General features: G+C 71.7%; 21 protein-coding genes. 4 read left to right on the forward strand and 17 right to left on the reverse strand.

Features of this window, described 5'->3' with window-relative positions; all coding sequences use genetic code 11:
* Positions 1-28: 28 nt before the first annotated feature.
* From kynA to N1F89_RS06905, 8 genes are all read right to left on the reverse strand, one after another.
* Positions 29-868 carry a tryptophan 2,3-dioxygenase gene (kynA, locus tag N1F89_RS06870; protein WP_290082791.1) on the reverse strand — a complete coding sequence of 280 codons (840 nt, stop codon included), beginning with the start codon at positions 866-868 and terminating at the stop codon, positions 29-31.
* Positions 865-2,067, reverse strand: a complete 1,203-nt coding sequence (kynU, locus tag N1F89_RS06875; RefSeq protein ID WP_290082793.1) for a kynureninase — start codon at positions 2,065-2,067, stop codon at positions 865-867. Before kynU ends, kynA begins: the two co-directional genes overlap by 4 nt.
* 86 nt (positions 2,068-2,153) lie before the next feature.
* Positions 2,154-3,773 carry an AMP-binding protein gene (locus N1F89_RS06880; RefSeq protein ID WP_290082794.1) on the reverse strand — a complete coding sequence of 540 codons (1,620 nt, stop codon included), beginning with the start codon at positions 3,771-3,773 and terminating at the stop codon, positions 2,154-2,156.
* 2 nt (positions 3,774-3,775) lie between these two features.
* Positions 3,776-4,924: an acyl-CoA dehydrogenase family protein gene (locus N1F89_RS06885; RefSeq protein WP_290082797.1), complete on the reverse strand. Its 1,149-nt coding sequence runs from the start codon at positions 4,922-4,924 to the stop codon at positions 3,776-3,778.
* A gap of 59 nt (positions 4,925-4,983) precedes the next feature.
* Complete coding sequence (locus tag N1F89_RS06890) at positions 4,984-5,796, reverse strand: enoyl-CoA hydratase family protein (RefSeq protein ID WP_290082798.1); 813 nt, start codon at positions 5,794-5,796, stop codon at positions 4,984-4,986.
* Positions 5,793-6,269, reverse strand: a complete 477-nt coding sequence (locus N1F89_RS06895) for a MarR family transcriptional regulator (RefSeq protein WP_290082800.1) — start codon at positions 6,267-6,269, stop codon at positions 5,793-5,795. The genes N1F89_RS06890 and N1F89_RS06895 overlap by 4 nt, the downstream gene beginning before the upstream one ends.
* Positions 6,263-7,021: an SDR family NAD(P)-dependent oxidoreductase gene (locus N1F89_RS06900; protein ID WP_290082801.1), complete on the reverse strand. Its 759-nt coding sequence runs from the start codon at positions 7,019-7,021 to the stop codon at positions 6,263-6,265. Before N1F89_RS06900 ends, N1F89_RS06895 begins: the two co-directional genes overlap by 7 nt.
* Positions 7,018-9,309: a bifunctional salicylyl-CoA 5-hydroxylase/oxidoreductase gene (locus N1F89_RS06905; RefSeq protein WP_290082803.1), complete on the reverse strand. Its 2,292-nt coding sequence runs from the start codon at positions 9,307-9,309 to the stop codon at positions 7,018-7,020. Before N1F89_RS06905 ends, N1F89_RS06900 begins: the two co-directional genes overlap by 4 nt.
* Positions 9,310-9,505: 196 nt before the next feature.
* On the opposite strand from N1F89_RS06905, the gene N1F89_RS06910 reads away from it, so the two are divergent.
* From N1F89_RS06910 to N1F89_RS06925, 4 genes are all read left to right on the forward strand, one after another.
* Positions 9,506-10,336 carry an alpha/beta hydrolase gene (locus N1F89_RS06910; protein ID WP_290082832.1) on the forward strand — a complete coding sequence of 277 codons (831 nt, stop codon included), beginning with the start codon at positions 9,506-9,508 and terminating at the stop codon, positions 10,334-10,336.
* Positions 10,337-10,402: 66 nt separating this feature from the next.
* Positions 10,403-10,639 (forward strand): Lrp/AsnC ligand binding domain-containing protein, encoded by a 237-nt coding sequence (locus tag N1F89_RS06915; RefSeq protein ID WP_290082805.1) that lies wholly within the window; start codon positions 10,403-10,405, stop codon positions 10,637-10,639.
* A 131-nt stretch (positions 10,640-10,770) separates the two neighbouring features.
* A complete protein-coding gene (gene gshB / locus N1F89_RS06920) occupies positions 10,771-11,718 on the forward strand; it encodes a glutathione synthase (protein WP_290082807.1) in 948 nt (315 codons plus the stop codon).
* A 366-nt stretch (positions 11,719-12,084) separates the two neighbouring features.
* Positions 12,085-13,617: a YifB family Mg chelatase-like AAA ATPase gene (locus tag N1F89_RS06925; RefSeq protein ID WP_290082809.1), complete on the forward strand. Its 1,533-nt coding sequence runs from the start codon at positions 12,085-12,087 to the stop codon at positions 13,615-13,617.
* A gap of 191 nt (positions 13,618-13,808) precedes the next feature.
* On the opposite strand, the gene N1F89_RS06930 is transcribed toward N1F89_RS06925, so the two are convergent.
* The 9 genes from N1F89_RS06930 to dnaJ all read right to left on the reverse strand — a co-directional run bounded on the left by N1F89_RS06930 (position 13,809) and on the right by dnaJ (position 21,247).
* Complete coding sequence (locus N1F89_RS06930; RefSeq protein WP_290082811.1) at positions 13,809-14,129, reverse strand: multidrug efflux SMR transporter; 321 nt, start codon at positions 14,127-14,129, stop codon at positions 13,809-13,811.
* Positions 14,130-14,448: 319 nt separating this feature from the next.
* Positions 14,449-15,198, reverse strand: coding sequence for a F0F1 ATP synthase subunit A (locus N1F89_RS06935; RefSeq protein ID WP_290082813.1), 750 nt, complete (start codon positions 15,196-15,198; stop codon positions 14,449-14,451).
* Between the two features lie 236 nt (positions 15,199-15,434).
* Complete coding sequence (locus N1F89_RS06940; RefSeq protein ID WP_290082815.1) at positions 15,435-16,055, reverse strand: transglutaminase-like cysteine peptidase; 621 nt, start codon at positions 16,053-16,055, stop codon at positions 15,435-15,437.
* A gap of 236 nt (positions 16,056-16,291) precedes the next feature.
* Positions 16,292-17,566, reverse strand: a complete 1,275-nt coding sequence (locus N1F89_RS06945) for a polyhydroxyalkanoate depolymerase (protein WP_290082816.1) — start codon at positions 17,564-17,566, stop codon at positions 16,292-16,294.
* Between the two features lie 224 nt (positions 17,567-17,790).
* On the reverse strand, positions 17,791-18,084 hold the full coding sequence (locus N1F89_RS06950) for a DUF1330 domain-containing protein (protein ID WP_290082817.1): 294 nt from the start codon (positions 18,082-18,084) through the stop codon (positions 17,791-17,793).
* An 11-nt stretch (positions 18,085-18,095) separates the two neighbouring features.
* Positions 18,096-18,812, reverse strand: a complete 717-nt coding sequence (gene pyrF, locus N1F89_RS06955; RefSeq protein ID WP_290082818.1) for an orotidine-5'-phosphate decarboxylase — start codon at positions 18,810-18,812, stop codon at positions 18,096-18,098.
* Positions 18,809-19,399 (reverse strand): NAD(P)H-dependent oxidoreductase, encoded by a 591-nt coding sequence (locus N1F89_RS06960; RefSeq protein WP_290082820.1) that lies wholly within the window; start codon positions 19,397-19,399, stop codon positions 18,809-18,811. Before N1F89_RS06960 ends, pyrF begins: the two co-directional genes overlap by 4 nt.
* Before the next feature lie 45 nt (positions 19,400-19,444).
* On the reverse strand, positions 19,445-20,050 hold the full coding sequence (gene pmtA, locus N1F89_RS06965) for a phospholipid N-methyltransferase PmtA (protein ID WP_290082822.1): 606 nt from the start codon (positions 20,048-20,050) through the stop codon (positions 19,445-19,447).
* A 66-nt stretch (positions 20,051-20,116) separates the two neighbouring features.
* Complete coding sequence (gene dnaJ, locus N1F89_RS06970) at positions 20,117-21,247, reverse strand: molecular chaperone DnaJ (protein ID WP_290082824.1); 1,131 nt, start codon at positions 21,245-21,247, stop codon at positions 20,117-20,119.
* Positions 21,248-21,315: the final 68 nt, after the last annotated feature.

Below are 21,315 nucleotides of genomic sequence, written 5' to 3' on the forward strand. Positions count from 1 at the left end.
GCGGGTGTGCCCCGCCGGACCGCCTTCTTCAAAGCTCCGTGCGCAGGTGCCAGAGTTCGGGGAACAGTTCCACATCCAGCATCTTTCGCAAGTAGGAAACGCCGGACGTGCCGCCCGTGCCGCGTTTCAACCCGATGATGCGCTCCACCGTGGTGACGTGGTTGAAGCGCCAGCGGCGGAAGTAGTCCTCGAAATCGACCAGCTTCTCGGCCAGCTCGTAGAGCGCCCAGTGCCGCTCCGGCGCCTGGTAGACCGTCGTCCAGGCCGCCTGCACCGCGGCGCTCGGCGCCCGCTTCGCGCGCCAGTCGGTGCGAGCGGCCTCCGCGCCGACGTCGAAGCCCTGGCGCGCCAGCAGCCGGATCGCCTCGTCGTAGAGGCTCGGTTCGGCGAGGATCGCCTCGAGCCGCGCCGTGATCGCCGGGTCGTGCGCGTGCGGCTTCAGCATCGCCAGGTTGCGGTTGCCGGCGAGAAACTCGATCGCCCGGTACTGCCACGACTGGAAGCCGGACGACTGGCCGAGCGCGTCGCGGAAGCGCGTGTACTCGCTCGGCGTCATCGTGCGCAGCACGTCCCAGGCGCTGTTGAGCTGCTCGAAGATGCGCGCCACCCGCGTCAGCATCTTGAACGCCGGGCGCAGGTCGTCGGCCGCGATCAGGCCGCGCGCCGAGACGATCTCGCGGATGGCGAGCTTCATCCACAGCTCCGAGGTCTGGTGCTGGACGATGAACAGCAGCTCGTCATGCGCGTCCGACAGCGGCGACTGCGCGTCGAGCACGCGGTCGAGGCGCAGATACTCGCTGTAGGACATCGGCGGCCGCACGGCGGCGGCCGCTTCGCCCTCGTCGTCGCGGCGCTCGTGCTCGCTCATGTCACCTTGGCCCGTGTCCGGAACTGCGGTTGCCGCCAGCGCTCCTCGCCCAGGACGCGCTCCAGCCGCTCCGCCGCCGTCACCACGTCCTCCTCGCCGACGTAGAGCGGCGCGAAGCCGAAGCGCATGATGTCGGGCGCGCGGAAGTCGCCGATCACGCCGTCGGCGATCAGCGCCTGCATGGCGGCATAGCCCTCGGCGAAGCGGAAGGAGACCTGCGAGCCGCGCGCGGCCGGATCGCGCGGCGAGGCGAGCGCGAGCGCGGGGCAGCGCGCCTCGACCTCGGCGATGAAGCGCTCCGACAGCGCGATCGAGCGCTGGCGCACCGTCTCCATGGCGATGCCGTCCCAGATGTCGAGCGCGGCGTCGAGCGCGCTCATCGACAGGATCGGCGGCGTGCCGACCAGCATGCGCTCGACGCCCGCCGCCGGCCGGTAGCCGGTCTCGAAGGCGAACGGCGCGGCATGGCCCATCCAGCCGCCCGGCGCCGGGCTGACGCGCTCGGCGAGATCCGGCCGGACATAGAGGAAGGCCGGCGCGCCGGGCCCGCCGTTGAGATATTTGTAGCCGCAGCCGACGGCGAAGTCGGCGCCGGCCGCCGTCAGGTCGATCGGCAGCGCGCCGGCCGAATGGGCGAGGTCCCAGATGGTCAGCGCCCCGGCGTCGTGCGCCCGGCGCGTCAGCGCGGCCATGTCGTGCCGCCGCCCGGTGCGGTAGTCGACCTCCGTCAGCATGAGGACGGCGACGCGTGCGTCGATCGCCTCGGCCACCGCCTCCGGCGCGACGATCCTGAGCGCATGGCCGCGGCCGAGCGCGGCCGCCGCCGTCTCCGCGACATAGAGGTCGGTCGGGAAGTTGCCGCTGTCCGACAGGATCACCGTGCGCTCGCCGGCCATCGCCAGGGCCGCCGTCAGCACCTTGTAGAGGTTCATCGAGGTGGAATCGCCGGCGACCACGGAGCCCGCCGGCGCGCCGACCAGGCGGGCGATCTTGTCGCCCACCGTGCGCGGCAGGTCGATCCAGTTCGCCTCGTTCCAGCCGCGGATCAGCATCCCGCCCCACTCCGCCTCGACGGCGCGGGCGACGCGGGCGCGCGCGGCATGGCTGAGCGGGCCGAGCGAGTTGCCGTCGAGATAGATCACGCCGTCGGGCAGCGCGAACTGCCGGCGCGTCGCCAGGAAGGGGTCGTGCGCGGTCATGCGGCCGCTCCGTCGCCTGCGGCGCCGGGCCGGCTGCCGCGCGCGTGCAGGGCGAGGGCGGGCGCGTCTCTGCCGGGGCGCATCGCTCAGGCGTCCTCGCGCAGCCGGAAGCGCTGCACCTTGCCGGTCTGCGTCTTGGGCAGCGCGTCGATGAAGCGCACCGAGCGCGGATACTTGTACGGCGCGATGGTCGCCTTGACGTGGTCCTGCAGCCGCTTGACCGTGGCGGCGTCGCGCGCCACGCCGTCGACCAGCACGACATGCGCCTCGACGATCTGGCCGCGCTCCTCGTCGGGCACGCCGACCACCGCGCATTCCAGCACCTCGGCATGCGACAGCAGCGCCGCCTCCACCTCAGGGCCGGCGATGTTGTAGCCCGACGACAGGATCATGTCGTCGGAGCGCGCCGCGAAATGGAAGCGGCCCGCCTCGTCCTGCACGAAGGTGTCGCCGGTCAGGTTCCAGCCGTCGCGCACGTAGTCGCGCTGGCGTGGGTCGGCGAGATAGCGGCAGCCGGTCGGCCCGCGCACGGCGAGCCGGCCGACGCTGCCGCGCGGCACCTCGTTCATGTCGGCGTCGACGACGCGCGCCTCGTAGCCGGTGACCGGCCGGCCGGTGGTCGCCGGCGCCATGTCGTCGAGCCGGTTGGTGATGAAGATGTGCAGCATCTCGGTCGCGCCGATGCCGTCGAGGATCGGCTTGCCGGTCTTTTGCGTCCACTCCTCGAAGACCGGCGCCGGCAGCGTCTCGCCGGCCGACACCGCGACGCGCAGCGACGACAGGTCGGCGCCCTCGTCCATCGCCTTGAGCATGGCGCGGTAGGCGGTCGGCGCGGTGAACGAGACGGTCGCGCGGTAGGTCTCGATGATGTCGATCATGTTCGGCGGCGAGGCGTTCTCGAGCAGCGTCGCCGCCGCGCCGAAGCGCAGCGGGAAGACGGCCAGGCCGCCCAGGCCGAAGGTGAAGGCGAGCGGCGGCGAGCCGACGAACACGTCCTCCGGCGTCACCTGCAGCACCTCTCGGGCGTAGCCGTCGGCGATGATCAGGATGTCGCGGTGGAAGTGCATCGTCGCCTTGGGCACGCCCGTCGTGCCCGACGTGAAGCCGAGCAGCGCGACGTCGTCGCGGCCGGTCTTCACCGCCTCGAACTGCACCGGCTTGTTGAGCGCGACGCGGTCGAGCTCGGCGTCGAAATTGGCGGTGCCGTCGAAGCCGACGACCTGCGTCAGCGTGGCGCTGGTCTTGGCGCAGGTGACGAGCTCGTCCATCAGCCGGGTGTCGCACAGCGCCAGCGAGACCTGCGCCTTGTCGACGATCTTGGTCAGCTCGCCGGCGCGCAGCATCGGCATGGTGTTGACCACGACCGCGCCGGCCTTGGTGGCGGCGAGCCAGCAGGCGACCATCGCCGGGTTGTTGGCCGAGCGGATCAGGATGCGGTTGCCCGGCTTGACGCCGTAATCCTCGACCAGCGCCCGGGCCAGCCGGTTGGTCCAGTCGGCGAGCTCCTTGTAGGTGCGCCGCCGGCCGTTGCCGATCAGCGCGGTGCGGTCGCCGAAGCCGCGCTCGACCAGCCGGTCGGTCAGCTCGACGCCGATGTTGACGTGCTCGGGGTAGTCGAAGCCGTCGAGCAGGAAATCGGGCCATTCCTCGCGCGGCGGCAGGTTGTCGCGCGCGAAGCTGTCGGTGTGTCCGCTGGGTCCCAGCATGCTCATCCTCCCGCCATCACCTGTCTGGCGATGACCACCTTTTGCACTTCCGAGGCGCCCTCGTAGATCCGCAGCGCGCGGATCTCCCGGTAGAGGCTTTCCACGATGTGGCCGCGCCGCACGCCGTCCCCTCCGTGCAGCTGCACCGCCTTGTCGATCACGCTCTGCGCCCGGTCGGTGGCGTAGAGCTTGGCCATCGCCGCCTCGCGGGTGACGCGCGGCGCCCCGCTGTCCTTGGTCCAGGCGGCACGGTAGACGAGCAGCGCGGCGGCGTCGACGTCGAGCGCCATCTCGGCGAGCTGGCCCTGCACCATCTGCAGGTCGAACAGCGGCGCGCCGAACAGCTCGCGACTGCCGGCCCGCGCCAGGCTCTCGTCGAGCGCGCGCCGCGCGAAGCCGAGCGCGGCCGCCGCCACCGTGGAGCGGAACACGTCGAGCACCGACATGGCGATGCGAAAGCCGCTGCCGGCCGCGCCGATCAGCGCGGACGCGGGCACCCGCACGCCGTCGAAGACGAGCCGGCCGAGCGGATGCGGCGCCACCGTCTCGAGCCGCTCGGCGACGCTCAGGCCCGGCGTGTCGGCCGGCACCAGGAAGGCGGAGATGCCCTTGGCGCCCGGCGCCTCGCCGGTGCGCGCGAACACGGTGTAGAGGTCGGCGATGCCACCGTTTGAGATCCAGGTCTTCTCGCCGTCGAGCACGTAGCCGTCGCCGTCGCGGGTCGCGCGCATCTCCAGATTGGCGACGTCGGAGCCCGAGCGCGGCTCGCTCAGCGCGAAGGCGGAGATCGCCGTGCCGGCCCGCGTGCGTGCCAGCCACCGGCGCTGCCCGGCATCGCCGAACAGGCTGATCGCCCCGGTGCCCAGGCCCTGCATGGCGAAGGCGAAGTCGGCCAGCCCGTCGTGGCGCGCCAGCGTCTCGCGCGTCAGGCACAGCGCGCGCACGTCGAGCGGCTGCGGATCGGCCGGGTCGACCGCCGTGGCGGCGAGCCAGCCGTCGCGGCCGAGCCGGGCGACCAGGTCGCGGCAGGCCGCGTCGACGTCGGCGTGGTCGACCGGCAGGTTGGCCGCGCACCACGCCTCCAGCTCTCCGGCCAGCGCCTTGTGGCGCGGCTCGAGGAACGGCCAGTCGAGGTAGGAGCGGTCAGCCATCGGCGGGCTTCCCGCGGCCTGCCGGCGGTGCCGGCGTCTGCGTCGTCGGCGCCATCGCCTCAGTCCCCCTCGAACACCGGCTTCTGCTTGGCGACGAAGGCGCGGTAGGCGCGCTCGAAGTCGCGCGTCTGCATGCAGATCGCCTGCGCCTGCGCCTCCGCCTCGATCGCCTGCTCGACGCCCATCGCCCATTCCTGGTTGAGCTGCGTCTTGGTGATGCCGTGCGCGAAGGTCGGGCCATCGGCGAGCCGGGCGGCGAGCGCGAGCGCCTCGGCCTCGATCGCCTCGGGCGCCGCCAGCCGGTTGAAGAAGCCCCAGCGCTCGCCTTCCTCCGCGCTCATCGTGCGCCCGGTGTAGAGCAGCTCGGCGGCGCGGCCCTGGCCGATGATGCGCGGCAGGATCGCGCAGGCGCCCATGTCGCAGCCGGCCAGGCCGACGCGGGTGAACAGGAAGGCGGTCTTGGCCTGCGGCGTGGCGAGCCGGATGTCCGACGCCATCGCCATGATCGCGCCGGCGCCCACCGCCACGCCGTCGACGGCGGCGACGATCGGCTTGCCGCAGCCGAGCATCGCCTTGACCAGGTCGCCGGTCATGCGGGTGAAGGCGAGGAGCTGCTTCATGTCCATGCCGACCAGCGGGCCGATGATGTCGTGCACGTCGCCGCCCGAGCAGAAATTGCCGCCGTTGGGCAGGATGACGACGACGTCGATGTCGTCGGCATAGACCAGCGCCCGGAAGGTGTCGCGCAGCTCGGCGTAGGACTCGAAGGTGAGCGGGTTCTTGCGCTCCGGCCGGTCGAGCTGGACGATGCCGACGCGGCCCTCGGTGCGCCAGAGGAAATGCTTGGGGTCGAGCCCCGACATGGCCGTCATGGCTCTGCCTCCCAGTTGCTTCTGAAGCTCTTCAGCATGGCCGAGAGCTGCCGCGCGTCGGCCTCGCCGACGCCGGCCAGAAGCTCGTCGATCCACTGCTCGTGCGCGCCGGCCATCGCCTCGAAGGCGGCCGCGCCCTCGTCCGTCAGCCGCACCACCGAGGCGCGCCGGTCGCCGTCGCGCTTGCCGCGCAGCACCAGCCCGTCGGCCACCAGGCGGTCGACGATGCCCGTCACGTTGCCGTTCGACACCAGCAGGAAGCGCGACAGGTCGCTCATGCCCATGCCGTCGGGCCGGCGATAGAGCGCCGACAGGACGTCGAAGCGCGGCAGCGTGGTGCCGAAACCCGATTTCAGCCGCTCGCGCAGCTCCGATTCGACCATGCGCGTGGCGCGCAGGATGCGCAGCCACAGCCTGAGCCGCTCCTTGCTGGCGCGGTCCTCGAGCGGCGCGGCCGACGGCGCGGTCACCATGTCTCGCCCCCCGACACCGAGATCGCCTGGCCGGTGATCGAGGCGGCGCCGTCGCCGGCCAGCCACAGCACCGCGTCGGCCACCTCCGCGGGCTGCACGAAGCGGCCCTGCGGGTTCGATGCCATCAGGCTGGCGCGCGCCTCCTCCGCGCTGCGCCCGGTGGTCTCGACGATGCGCGCCACCGAGCTGGCCAGGAGCTCGGTCTCGACGAAGCCCGGACACACCGCGTTGACGGTGAGGCCGCGGGTGGCGAACTCGGCGGCGAGCGCGCGGGCGAGGCCGACGACGCCGTGCTTGGCCGCGACATAGGCGGCGACGTAGGGATAGCCCTTGAGCCCGGCGGTCGAGGCGACGAGGACGATGCGGCCGTGCCGCCGCCTGGCCATGCCCGGCAGCGCCGGCCGCACGGTGAGGAAGGCGCCCGTCAGGTTGACGTCGAGCATGCGGCGCCAGTCGTCGAGGCCGGTGCGGTGCGCCGGCGCGCTGTGCGCGGCGCCGGCATTGGCCACCACGATGTCGAACGGGCCGCGCGCCGCCTCGGCGGTCTCGTAGAGCGCGGCCACCGAGGCCTCGTCGGTGACGTCGGCGACGAGGCCGTGGATCGCCGCGTGCGAGGCGGCCACGGCGTCGAGCGCGTCGGCCCGGCGGCCGCAGATGGTGACGGCGTGGCCGGCTTCGGCGAGCGCCCGCGCGACCGCCGCGCCGACGCCCGAGCCGCCGCCCGTCACCAGCGCGTGGCGCTGTCCCGTCACACCTTCACCGTCAGCGCTTCCTGCCGCTCGGCCAGCCGGTAGAGCTGGTCGCGGCCGGGCAGATAGGGGTCGGGCCAGGTGACGTCGCGGTCGCCGAGCGCGGCCGCGGCGTGCAGCGTCCAGTACGGATCGGCCAGATGCGGCCGCGCCAGACAGACGAGGTCGGCGCGTCCGGCCATCAGGATCGAGTTGACGTGGTCGGGCTCGTAGATGTTGCCGACGGCGATCGTCGCCATGCCGGTCTCGTTGCGGATACGGTCGGAGAACGGCGTCTGGAACATGCGGCCGTAGACCGGCCGGGCGAGGATCGAGGTCTGGCCGGCCGACACGTCGCAGATGTCGACGCCGGCGTCCTTCAGCATGCGGGCGATCTCGACCGCCTCGGCCGGCGTGATGCCCTCCTCGCCGACCCAGTCGTTGGCCGAGATGCGCACCGAGATCGGCTTGTCCTCGGGCCAGGCGGCGCGCACCGCCGCAAACACCTCGAGCGGATAGCGCATGCGGTTTTCCAGGCTGCCGCCATAGTCGTCGTCGCGCCGGTTGGTGAGCGGCGAGATGAAGGAGGACAGCAGGTAGCCGTGCGCGTAGTGCAGCTCGAGCATGTCGAAGCCGCAGCGCTCGGCCATCTCGGCCGCGGCGACGAACTGGTCGCGCACGGTGTCCATGTCGGCGCGGTCCATCGCCTTGGGCACCTGGTTCTTCTCCGACCACGGCACGGCCGAGGCGGCGAGCAGCGGCCAGTTGCCGGCGGCGAGCGGCGCGTCCATCTCCTGCCAGCCGAGCTGGGTCGAGCCCTTGGGTCCCGAATGGCCGATCTGGGCGCAGATCCTGGCGTCGGTCTCCGCGTGCACGAAGTCGACGATGCGGCGCCACGCCGTCTCGTGCCCGGGGTCGTAGAAGCCGGGACAGCCGGGCGTGATGCGGCCTTCCGGCGACACGCAGGTCATCTCGATGTAGACCAGGCCGGCGCCGCCCTTGGCGCGCTCGCAGTAATGCACCATGTGCCAGTCGGTCGGACGGCCGTCGACGGCCTTGTACTGCGCCATCGGCGAGACGACGACGCGGTTCTTCAGCTCCAGCCCGCGCAGCCGGAAGGGGGCGAACATCGGCGCCCGGCGGGTGTTGGTCGTCACGCCGGCGCGGCGCTGGAACCAGGCTTCCGCGTCGCCCAGCCATTCGGGGTCGCGCAGCCGCAGGTTCTCGTGGCTGATGCGCTGCGAGCGGGTGAGCAGCGAGTAGTTGAACTGCACCGGGTCGAGGTCGAGATAGCGCTCCACCTCCTCGAACCATTCCAGCGAGTTGCGCGCCGCCGACTGCAGGCGCAGCACCTCGAGCCGGCGCGCGTCCTCGTACTTGGCGAAGGCGGCGGCCAGATCGGGCTCGGAATGCATGTAGTCGGCCAGCGCGATGGCCGATTCCAGCGCCAGCTTGGTGCCCGAGCCGATCGAGAAGTGGGCGCTCGCCGCCGCGTCGCCCATCAGCGCCAGGTTCTCGTGCGACCAGCGCTCGCACAGCACGCGCGGGAAGTTGATCCAGGCCGAGCCGCGGATGTGGTTGGCGTTCGACATCAGCGGATGGCCGCCGAGATGGTCCTTGAAGATGCGCTCGCAGGTGGCGATCGAGTCTTCCTTCGACATCTCGCCGAAGCCGAAGCGCTCCCAGGTCTCCTGGCTGCACTCGACGATGAAGGTCGCGGTGTCGGGGTCGAACTGGTAGGCGTGCGCCCACACCCAGCCGTGCTCGGTCTTCTCGAAGATGAAGGTGAAGGCGTCGTCGAACTTCTGGTGCGTGCCGAGCCAGACGAACTTGCACTTGCGCGTGTCGATGTCGGGCCGGAACACCTGCGAGAAGGTCTTGCGCGTCGCCGAGTTCAACCCGTCGGCGGCCAGCACCATGTCGTTGTCGGCCATGAAGGGGCGCGGATCGTCGATCTCGGTCTCGAAGCGGAGCTCGACGCCGAGCTCGCGGGCGCGCTCCTGCAACAGGACGAGAAGCTGCATGCGGCCGATGCCGCAGAAGCCGTGGCCGGTCGACACGGTGCGCACGCCCTGGTGGACGACCGCGATGTCGTCCCAGTAGGCGAAGTGCTCGCGGATGCGCTCGGCGCTCACCGGGTCGTTGGCGGCCAAATTGTCGAGCGTCTCGTCAGACAGCACGACGCCCCAGCCGAAGGTGTCGTCCGGGCGGTTGCGCTCGTAGACGGTGACCTGGTGCGCGGCGTCGCGCAGCTTCATGCAGATGGCGAAATATAGACCGGCGGGGCCACCGCCGAGCACGGCGATTTTCATGCGTGGCTCCTTCTCCTCCCGCGCCCGGCATGTGCCGGGACAGGCTTGAGCATCGCACCGAAGCCGGTATATTTCAAGCATGAAGTTTCAAGGTTAAAGCATTTTCCGGATCGGCGGCGGCCGGTGCTCTGGCCCGCCGCGCGTCGGCCGGCTATGCCTGGCGCCGCGCTGCCAGCTTGAGGGAGGACGAGCGATGATGATCCACCATGCGGTCGCCGACTGGGACGACGCCTATGCCAACGCGCCCAACATTCCCGGCGGCGAGCGCTGGCCCGAGGCCTGGGTGGCGCCGGCCGCGCGCTACCGCGAGCGGCTGGCGGCGGCCGGCCGCGCGGTGCTCGACGTCGCCTACGGGCCGGGCGCGCGCAACCGCTACGACCTGTTCCTGCCCGAGGCCGCGCCGCGCGGCCTCGTCGTGTTCATCCATGGCGGCTTCTGGCACCGGCTCGACAAGAGCTTCTGGTCGCACCTCGCCGCCGGCCCGGTCGACAGCGGCTATGCGGTGGCGATGCCGGCCTACACGCTGTGCCCCGACATCCGCATCGCCGGCATCACCGCCGAGATCGGCCGCGCCGTCGCCGCGGCCGCCGAGCGCGTCGACGGGCCGCTCTTCCTGACCGGCCATTCGGCCGGCGGCCATCTCGCCACGCGGCTGGTGTCGGACACCACGCCGCTCGCCGCGCCGGTGCGCCGCCGCGTCGCCCACACCGTGTCGATCTCCGGCGTGCACGATCTGCGGCCGCTGATGGCGACGGCGATGAACGCCACGCTGCGCATCGACGCGGCGGAGGCGCGCGCCGAGAGCCCGGCGCTGCTCGGCGTCGAGCCGGGCACGCGGCTGACCTGCTGGGTCGGCCAGGCCGAGCGCGCCGAGTTCGTGCGCCAGAACGCGCTGCTCGCCAATGCGTGGACCGGGCTCGGCGCGCGCACCGCCGCCCATGCCGAGCCGGACCGCCACCATTTCGACGTGATCGACGGGCTGGCCGACGCCCGTCACCCGCTGACCCGCACCCTGTTGACAGCCTGACCGGCCGCGTCGAAGGTCGCGCCCGAACGCGGCGCGTCGCCCGACGCGGGAGCCGAAGGAACCGCCATGAGACCCGTCTTCGTGCAGTTGCAATGCCAGCCCGGCCGCACCTACGAGGTGGCCGACGTCCTGTTCGAGCGCGAGATCGCCTCCGAGCTCTACTCGACCAGCGGCGACTACGACCTGTTGATGAAGATCTACATCGAGGACGGCGTCGACATCGGCAAGTTCATCAACGACAACGTCGCCAACGTGCCGGGCATCATCCGCTCGCTGACCACGCTGACCTTCAAGGCGTTCTGAGCCGCCGCGGCGGCGCCGGCCCGGCCGTCCGCCGCCGGGTGCCGCCGCCTTGACAGGGCGCCGGGTGCGTCGTCATGTGCGCCGGACCGCGGCGCCGCCCGCCCGGCCCGCAGCCCTTCCGGAGTCCGCCCATGCCGCTCAGCGTCGCCGTCCAGATGAATCACGTCTCCACCGTCGCGATCGGCGGCGACACCACCTTCGCGCTGTGCCTGGAGGCGCAGCGCCGCGGCCACCGGCTGTGGCACTACACGCCCGACGAGCTGTCGCTGAGCGCCGGCCGGGTGGTGGCGACGGCCCAGCCGCTCGCCGTGCGCGACACCGCCGGCGACCACTACACTCTGGGCGCCGCCGAGCGGCTCGACCTCGCCGACCTCGACGCGGTGCTGTTGCGCCAGGACCCGCCCTTCGACATGAACTACATCACGACGACGCACCTGCTGGAGCGCATCCACCCCGGCACGCTGGTCGTCAACGACCCGGCCTGGGTGCGCAACAGCCCGGAGAAGCTGTTCGTGCTCGACTACCCGCAGTTCATGCCCGAGACGCTGATCACCCGCGACCCGACCGAGGTCGACGCCTTCCGCCGCGCGCACGGCGACATCATCGTCAAGCCGCTCTACGGCAATGGCGGCGCCGGCATCTTCCACCTGCAGCAGGCCGACCGCAATCTCGCCTCGCTGCTCGAGATGTTCGCCCAGGCCTTCCGCGAGCCGTTCATCGTGCAGCGCTATCTCGACGCCGTGCGCGCCGGCGACAAGCGCATCATCCTGGTCGACGGCGAGCCGGTCGGCGCCATCAACCGGGTGCCGGCCGAGCACGATTCGCGCTCCAACATGCATGTCGGCGGCCGCGCCGAGCCGGCCGACATCTCCGAGCGCGAGCGCGAGATCTGCGCCGCGCTGGCGCCCGAGCTCAAGGCGCGCGGCTTCCTGCTGGTCGGCATCGACGTGATCGGCGGGCTTCTGACCGAGATCAACGTCACCTCGCCGACCGGCGTGCGCGAGGTCGCCCGCTTCGGCGGCGCCGACATCGCGGCGCTGTTCTGGGACGCGGTGGAGGCGCGCCGGGCCGCCGGCTGAGGCGGCCCGCGCCGGCCGGCCGCCGCCTCAGAAGCTGCACGCCTGGCCGGACGCCTTGCCGTTCGAGGTGAAGTCCACGTCGCTCAGCCCGTTCCAGTCGCTGACATGCTCGTTGTTCTCCCGCGCCACGTCGTCGGGATGCGCGAAGGTCCAGCGACGGGCTCATTGACGGGCGTCAATCGGTGCCGCGCATCGGAACGTCCGTTCCGTCATCTGCAACCGCTTGCAACCGGAATGCAGCCGAGGCGTGCATTTGTTCCCGTCTTGTTCTTGCATCGGTCTGCAATCCGTGCTTGACTTGCAACCGCGGTTGCAAGCGTCCGCTGGCGGGCGCCGCGGCGGCCGCGCCAAGGGAGGGCCGGCGGCATGGTTTCGCGCGTGCGCACGATCGCGTTCGAGGGCATCGAGGCGGTGCCGGTCGACGTCCAGGTCATGGTGGCGCCCGGCAAGATGGGCATGCAGATCGTCGGCCTGGCCGACAAGGCGGTGGCCGAGAGCCGCGAGCGGGTGCAGGCGGCGCTGCACGCCTCGGGCCTGTCGATGCCGGCCAAGCGGGTGACGGTCAATCTGGCGCCGGCCGACCTGCCCAAGGAGGGCAGCCACTACGATCTGCCGATCGCGCTCGGCCTGATGGCCGCGCTCGGCGCCATTCCCGCCGATGCGCTGGCCGGCTACGTGGTGCTCGGCGAGCTGTCGCTCGACGGCACCATCGCGCCGGTCGCCGGCGTGCTGCCGGCGGCGATCGGCGCCAACGCGCAGGATCGCGGGCTGATCTGCCCGGCCGCCTGCGGCAGCGAGGCGGCCTGGGCGAGCGCGGAGATCGACGTTCTGGCGCCGCGCAGCCTGATCGCCATGGCCAATCATTTCCGCGGCACCCAGGTGCTCGCCCGGCCGCAGCCGGCGGTGCGCGCGCCGGCCGGCGACCTGCCCGACCTCGCCGACATCAAGGGCCAGGAGAGCGCCAGGCGGGCGCTCGAGGTGGCCGCGGCCGGCGGCCACAACCTCCTGATGGTCGGCCCGCCCGGCGCCGGCAAGTCGATGCTGGCGCAGCGGCTGCCGTCGATCCTGCCGCCGCTCGCCCCGCGCGAGCTGCTCGAGGTGTCGATGATCGCCTCGATCGCCGGCGAGCTGGCCGGCGGCAAGCTGTCGGACCGGCGGCCGTTCCGCGCGCCGCACCACTCCGCCTCGATGGCGGCGATGGTCGGCGGCGGCCTGCGGGCGCGGCCGGGCGAGGTCTCGCTCGCCCATCGCGGCGTGCTGTTCCTCGACGAGCTGCCCGAGTTCACGCCGCAGGTGCTCGATTCGCTGCGTCAGCCGCTCGAGACCGGCGAATGCGTGATCGCCCGCGTCAACCACCGGGTCAGCTATCCCGCCCGCATCCAGCTCGTCGCGGCGATGAACCCGTGCCGCTGCGGCATGGCCGGCGAGCCGGGCTACCGCTGCCTGCGCGGGCCGCGCTGCCGCAGCGACTACCAGGCGCGCCTCTCCGGCCCGCTGATCGACCGCATCGACCTGCGCGTCGAGGTGCCGGCGGTGTCGGCCGGCGACCTGATCCGCCCCGGCCGCGCCGAGGCCTCGGCCGCGGTCGCCGCGCGCGTGGCGCGCGCCCGCGCGGTGCAGAGCGAGCGCTTCCGCGCCGCCGGCCTGCCCGAGGGCACCACCAACGCGCAGTGCTCCACCGCGCTGATCGAGACCGTCGCCGCGCCCGATGCCGCCGGTGCCGCGCTCCTGTCGGAGGCGAGCGAGAAGCTCGGCTTCTCCGCCCGTGCCTATCACCGCGTGCTCAAGGTGGCGCGCACGCTGGCCGACCTCGACGGGGCCGACACGGTCGGCCGCATCCATCTCGCCGAGGCGATCTCCTCGCGCATGGCCGGCGAGCGGCTGGCGCAGGCGGCCTGAGGCCGAAGCCGCGGGCAGAGGCCGCGCGCGATGCGGCGGCACGAAGGGCCGTTGCGGGCGCGCACCGCGACACGGCCGGCAGCGCGCCGGTCCGGGCGCGCGAGCACAGGCGTCGAAGGCCGCCGCCGGGAGGCGGCCGGCGCGGTCCCCGTGGCCCGTGCCGCCCCGCGTGGGCGTGTCGGTGCGTCGGCTCACGACCCGCCCGACAGGCGCATCAGCACGATGCCGCCGACGATCAGCGCCGCGGCGAGCAGGCGCAGCGCCGTCACCGGCTCGCCGAGCACGACGATGCCGACGGCGAAGGCGCCGACGGCGCCGATGCCGGTCCACACCGTATAGGCGGTGCCGAGCGGCAGCGTGCGCATCGACACCGACAGCAGCGCGAAGCTGACGATCATGGTGACCACCGTCACGGCGCTCGGGGCGGGCAGGGTGAAGCCCTGCGAGAGCTTCATGAAGAAAGCCCAGACGATTTCGAGCAGTCCGGCCAGAAAGAGCAGCAGCCAGGCCATATGTGGTCCTCCACCAGAATGTCCGCGGGCGAAGCGGCAACCGGCACGCCGTCCGCAGACGCGGCGCAACAAGGGGGCAGGAACCGATCTGCGGTTCAGTCGGGCGCAGGGCGGTTCCCGAGCGTTTGCAAGTGGGATGGCGACCGGTACGCCGTCCGCAAACGCATCGAGACGATCGATCGGAGCCGCTGCGCATTCGCACGGAATGCGCGGCGGTTCCGCGCCCGGGCCGTCCCGGAGCATGCGGCGTGTCACAGCCAGGCGCGGTCGTCCGCGCCGGACGGGCGGGCGGCTGCCGCCGCTCGCGTTCCGGCCGCGCTCAGTGGGCCGGATGCAGCGCGTCGTTCAGATACATGCAGGTGAGCATGGTGAAGACATAGGCCTGGATGACCGCCATCAAGAGCTCCAGCGCCGTGATCGCCACCGTCATGGCGAGCGGCAGGATGGCGGCCGCGACGCCGGCCGCGCCGGCGCCGGCCAGCGCCACGACGAAGCCGGCGAACACCTTGAGCGTGATGTGGCCGGCCAGCATCACCGCGAACAGGCGCACCGAATGGCTGACCGGCCGCGACAGGTAGGAGACGATCTCGATCGGCACGACGAACGGCGCCAGCGCCGGCGGGATGCCGGAGGGCAGGAACAGCCGCAGGAAGCCGAACCCGTGCCGCGCCAGGCCGTAGAGCGTGACCGTCAGGAAGACCAGCATGGCGAGCGCGAAGGTGACGACGAGATGGCTCGTCACCGTGAAGGCGTAGGGAAACAGGCCGATCAGATTGGCCGTCAGGATGAACATGAACAGGGCGAGGACCAGCGGGAAGAAGCGCATGCCAGCCTCGCCGGCGCCCTCGCGCAGCGTGCCGGAGACGAACTCGTAGAGCGCCTCCACCGCGGCCTGCCAGCGCCCCGGCACCAGCGCGCGGCGCCGGCTGCCGAGCAGCAGGAAGCCGGCGGCCAGAACCACGGTCAGCACCATGTAGGCGGCGGAATTGGTGAAGGCCAGCTCGTGGCCGGCGACCTCGCCGAAGCGCAGCAGAGGGACGATTTCGAACTGTTCGATCGGGCCAGCCATCCCGGCCTCCTTGCTGAGGCCGGGCCGTCCCGGATTGGTCGTCCAAGGCGCGGGTCGTCCCGCGCCGCCTCCTGCTAGCCGATCGGGCGGACAAGTCAAGAGGCGCTCGCGCGTCGTGCGCGCCTGCGCCGCAGCCGATCCGCGGCGGCTACGGGAGGACCTGTCTTACGGCGTGTCCGCGTTGTGCGGCCGAAACGGCCTGCCGCCCGCGGCCCGGCGGCAAGCCCCTCGCCGCGTCAGGGCCGGACGGCGCCGACCAGCGGGTTGGAATCGCGCCGCAGGCTGACCCAGCGGCCGGTGTGGTCGGAGGCCTGCCGCTTGAGATAGCGGTAGCCGGTGCGATCCCACAGCTTCACCGTCCCGGTGAGGTTGTCGAGGATGAAGTCGCCGCGCTCGGTGCGCACGGTCAGCACCGCGTGGCCCTCGCCGTCGGGCTTGCGCACCACGGTGATCAGCAGGTTCGACAGCGACACGCCGCGCCGCTCGAGCTGCCGGCGCTTCTCCAGCACGTAGTCCTCGCAGTCGCCGACGCCGTCGGGATAGGCCCAGACCTCTTCCTTGCCGAAGATGTCGATGTCGTTGAGCGGCTTTACGGCGGCGTTCACCGTCGCGTTGACGGCGACCAGGTCGCGCCACAGCTTCGAGGTGAAGCGCTCCGGCCCCTCGTCTCGCGGCCGGATGGCGCATTCGCGCGGATAGCTCTTGCAGAACTCGTAATGGCCGATCGGCTGCGAGGTCAGCCCGCCGGCCTTCAGGCTCGACGCCGCCGCGCCGCCGCCGGCAAGCAGCAGCCCCGCCGTTGCCAGTCCCATGGCGGCGCCAAGGCCGCGCGCGAAGGCCCCCTTCTTGGCAATCATGTTGCCGCTCCCCATCGCCCTTGTTGTTAATGAAGTGTTAAGGGCGATCGGTCGCGCAAGTCAATTGCGCGGCGGCGATTGTGAACGCGATGGTTACCGCAAGTCCCGAAGCGTCGCCTTCATGCAACGCCTGCGCTGTGGATGAGCGATGCTGCGCCGGCCATTCGGGCGGCCGGCGGCCGCTCCCGGCGCGTTCTGCGGCGCGGTGATTCGCGACTGCCGGCGTCGGTGCGGCTTCAGCGGCCGGCCGATTTCACCAGGTGCGGGCGGGCGCGGCCGGCGCCGCGGGCATGGCTCGCCATGAAGTCGACGATGCGCGGCACGATCTCGGCGCGGAAGCGCGAGCCGTTGAACACGCCGTAGTGGCCGACCGCCGGCTGCAGGTAGTGGGCCCGGCGGCCGTCGTCCAGGTTGACGCACAGGTCGTGCGCGGCCTGCGTCTGGCCGACGCCGGAGATGTCGTCGTTCTCGCCCTCGATGGTGAGCAGCGCCACGTTGCGCACCGCGGCCGGGTCGACCGGCTCGCCACGGTGGCGCATCTCGCCCTTGGGCAGGGCGTGGCGGATGAACACGGTGTCGACGGTCTGCAGGTAGAACTCGGCGGTCAGGTCCATCACCGCCAGATACTCGTCGTAGAAGTCGCGGTGCTTCTCCGCCGAATCGCCGTCGTTCTTCACCAGGTGCATGAAGAAGTCCTTGTGGGCGATCAGGTGGCGGTCGAGGTTCATGCCCATGAAGCCGGAAAGCTGCAGGAAGCCGGGATAGACGTCGCGCATGAAGCCGGGGTTGGGCCACGGCACCTGCATGATCACGTTGTCGCGGAACCAGTCGAGGTCCTTCTCCTCGGCCAGCGCGTTGACCGCGGTGGGGTTGCGGCGCGTGTCGATCGGCCCGCCCATCAGCGTCATGGTGGCCGGCACGCTGCGCTCGCCGCGCGCCTCCATCAGCGCCACCGCGGCGAGCACCGGCACCGAGGGCTGGCACACCGCCATCACATGCGCGCCGGGGCCGAGCAGGTGGAACATCTCGACCACGTAGTCGATGTAGTCGTCGAGGTCGAAATGGCCGTCGGTCAGCGGCACCATGCGGGCGTCGACCCAGTCGGTGATGTAGATGTCGGCATGCGGCAGCATCGCCTCCACCGTGCCGCGCAGCAGCGTCGCATAGTGGCCCGACATCGGCGCCACGATCAGCAGCTTGGGGTCGGCGCGCCGGCCGGCCGGCACGTCGCGCTTGAAATGCACCAGATTGCAGAACGGCCGCGACCAGACCACCCGCTCGCTGACGGCGACGGTCTCGAAATCCACCGTGGTCTCGCCGATCTCGAAGCGCGGCTTGCCGTAGCGCCGCGTGGTGCGCTCGAACAGCTCGGCCGAGGCGGCGAGCGAGCGCCCCCAGGGCGTCTGCGACAGCGGGTTGAGCGGATTGGTGTAGAACAGCTTCACCGCGTCGGCATAGGCCCGCACGGGCTGCATGGCCGCATGGTTGAGTTCGTAGAGCTGGTAGAACATCCCCGGGCGATCCTTTCGACGCGGTTGCCGGCGACCGCGAGACCGCGCGAAAGCCGGATCGTCAACCTAGCACCCTCGTGTTGCGTTGCAATACGCCACGCGCGATGCGTCCCGGTCGGGCCGGTCGCGATGCGCTCAAGTCATTGAAAAAGCGAAAGATTTTAGGATCGGCCGCGTTGTGCGATGCTGTGCGCTGCAACATCGGCAGGCGGCCGCGCCGCCGCTCAGCTCTCGACGCCCTCCACCAGGATCATGTCGGCGTCGGCCACGGTGACGCGGATCGCCTTGGCGGCCTGGTATTCGGGCGAGTTGTAGCAGTCGCGCGCGGCCTGCAGCGACGGGAACTCGATCACCACGTTGCGCGCCCAGGCCTTGCCCTCCATCGGCTCGGCCGCGCCGCCGCGGGCGAGAAACCGAGCGCCGTAGCGCTCGAAGGCCGGCTTCGCCGTGGCGACGTAGTCCTTGTATCGCTCGGCGTCGCGCACCTCGACATGGGCGATCCAGTATCCCTTGGCCATCGTCTTCCCCCTCACGGCCGCGTTGCGGCGGCTTCGATCTCCGCGAGGATAGCCTCGGCCGCCGCCTTCCTGTCAACGGCGCCGACGATCGGCCGTGCCACCACCAGGTGGCTGGCGCCCGCCGCGATCGCCTCGCCGGGCGTCACGACGCGCTTCTGGTCGCCGTGTGCCGCGCCGGCCGGGCGGATGCCGGGCGTCACCACCGCCATGTCGGGGCCGACCACGGCGCGCACCGCCGCCGCCTCGCGCGCCGAGCACACGATGCCGCCCATGCCGGCCGCCCGTGCCTGGCCGGCGCGGCGCGCGACCAGCGCCTCGGCGCCCGCGGCATAGCCGGCCTCGGCCAGGTCGGCGTCGTCCATCGAGGTCAGCACCGTGACGCCGAGCAGGCACAGGCGCGAGCCGCGCGCGGCCTCCACCGCGGCGGCCATCGCCTTGGGATAGGCGTGCACGGTCAGCATCGCCGCGCCGAGGCGGGCGACCGCCTCCACGCCGCGCGCCACCGTGTTGTCGATGTCGAGCAGCTTCAGGTCGACGAACACCTTCTTGCCCGAGGCGGCCAGGTCGCGGGCGAAGTCGAGCCCGCCGGCAAAGGCGAGCTGGTAGCCGATCTTGTAGTGCGAGACGGCGTCGCCGAGCGCGGCCACCGCGCCCTCCGCCTCCGCCACGCTCGGCAGGTCGAGGCCGACGATCAGGCGCTCGCGCGGCGCCGGCGGCGCGGCGCTCATGCCTCGACCCGGGTCGACAGCAGGCGGGCCCGCTCGATCAGCGTGCGGCACACCTCGCTCATCATCCTGGCGGTGCGCTCGTCCTTCAGCGCGCCGTCCGCGTCGAAGGCCTGGCTGGCGCCGGAGATCGAGCATTGCGGCGTGATCACCTCGACCTGGCAGTTCATCAGCACGGCGCGCAGATGGTAGAGCCCGCGCATGCCGCCGAAGCGGCCGTCGGAGGAGGAGCACAGCCCCGCCACCTTGCCGGCGAACGGCCGGAAGGCGCGGCCGCCGTCCTTGCTGACGCGGCTCACCCAGTCGATGGCGTTCTTCAGCAGCGGCGGAATCGAGGCGTTGTATTCGGGGCTGGCGATCAGCAGCCCGTCATGCGCGGCGATCTGCCGGGCGAGCTGCATGGCGCTGTCGGGAATGCCGCGCTCGCGCTCCAGGTTCTGGTCCATCAGCGGCAGCGGGTAGTCGCCGAGCGAGATGCGGGTGACCTCGGCGCCCTGCAGCGCCAGCGCCTTCTGGGCGGCGTCGGCGGTGCGCACGCTGAAGGCGCCGTCGCGCAGCGAGCCGGCGAAGACGAGGATCCTAGGTGTCATCGCGATGACCTCGGCAGGTGCGGGCGAAGGTGAGGGGCGGGCGCGTCAGGCGCGCGGCCGGCGGTAGACCCACAGATGCGCCGGCGGGATGTTGCGCATCACGAAGTCGAGCCGCTCGACGCCGTAGCTGCCGCGGCCGGCCGGCAGCGGCGAGGACGGGCCGTAGGTGATCTGCACCACCGGGCGGCCGGGCGGCAGCAGGTCGAGCAGCCGCTCCATCAGCGCCACCCGGTCGTCGACCGGGAAGTTGAGCATCGGGATGGCCGAGACCACGCTGTCGAAGGCCTGGCCGCGCCAGGGTTCGAGGGCCGCGTCGAGCTCGAAGGCGCTGCCGTGGATAAAGTTGACGCCGGGCAGGTCGGCGCGCAGCCGCTCGACGAACTCGCCGGCATACTCGATCGAGATCAGCCGCTCCGGCGCGATGCCGCGCTCGAGGATCGCGCGGGTGATGACGCCGGTGCCCGGACCGAGCTCGAGCACCAGGCCGCCGGAGGCCGGGTCGATGACCGAGGCCATGCGGCGCGCGGTGATCTGGCTGGTCGGGATGATGGCGCCGACGGCCTTCGGCTTGTCGATCCAGCCGCGGAAGAAGCGCAGCTCCTCGTCGAACTTGTCGGCAAGCGCCTTGCGCAGCCCCGTTGGCTTGGTCATCCGTCTCTCCTTTCGCCGCCGCCCGGCCAAGACTCTAGCGCCCGGTGACGCAGCGGCAAGCCGCGCTCACTCGCCGAGCGATTCGAAGAAATCCTTCATGCGGGCGAAGAAGCCGCTCGACTGCGGGCTGTTCTCCTTCGAGGACAGCTTGTCGAACTCCTCGAGCAGCTCGCGCTGGCGCTTCGACAGGTTCTGCGGCGTCTCCACTGCGACCTGGATGTAGAGATCGCCGACGGCGGGCTGGCGCAGCACCGGCATGCCCTTGCCCTTGAGGCGGAACTGGCGGCCGTTCTGGGTGCCCTCGGGCACCTTGACGCGCGTCTGCGTGCCGTCGAGCGTGGCGACCTCGAAGGCGCCGCCGAGCGCGGCGGTGGTCATCGAGATCGGCACCTTGCAGTAAAGGTCGGCGCCGTCGCGCTGGAAGAACTCGTGCGGCTTGACCGACAGGAAGATGTAGAGGTCGCCGGCCGGGCCGCTGCGGAAGCCGGCCTCGCCCTCGCCGGCCAGCCGGATGCGCGTGCCGTCCTCGATGCCGGCGGGAATGTTGACCGACAGCGAACGCTCCTCGGTGACGCGGCCCTGGCCGGCGCATTTCGGGCACGGGTCGGGGATCGTCTGGCCGCGGCCCTGGCACTGCGGGCAGGTGCGTTCGATGGAGAAGAAGCCCTGCGCGGCGCGCACGCGGCCGGAGCCCTGGCACATCGAGCAGGTGACGGGCTGGGTGCCGGGCTTGGCGCCGGAACCCTGGCACTCGTCGCAGGCGATCGAGCTCGGCACGCGGACCTGCGCGGTCTTGCCGGTGAACGCCTCCTCGAGGCTGATCTCCATGTTGTAGCGCAGGTCGGCGCCGCGCTCGCGGCCGCCGCGGCGCTGCCGCGCGCCGCCCATGATGTCGCCGAAGATGTCCTCGAAGATGTCGGCGAAGCCGCCGGCGCCGAAACCGCCGGCGCCCCCCATGCCGCCCATGCCGCCATTCTCGAAGGCGGCGTGGCCGAAGCGGTCGTAGGCGGCGCGCTTCTGCGGGTCGCGCAGCGTCTCGTAGGCCTCGTTGATGTCCTTGAACTTGCGCTCGGCCGCCTCGTCCCCCGGATTGCGGTCGGGGTGGTACTGCATGGCCAGCTTGCGGAACGCGCTCTTGAGCTCTTTCTCGTCGGCCCCTTTGGCAACACCGAGGGTTTCGTAGAAATCCGGCTTCATCTTGGCTCTTGGCATGTTGCGCGGCACGCGAAGGCGGGCGCGCGTCGGCGCACCCGGCTGCGCCCCGA

It is taken from the genome of Aquibium sp. A9E412 (genome assembly GCF_030398335.1).
GTDB lineage: Bacteria > Pseudomonadota > Alphaproteobacteria > Rhizobiales > Rhizobiaceae > A9E412.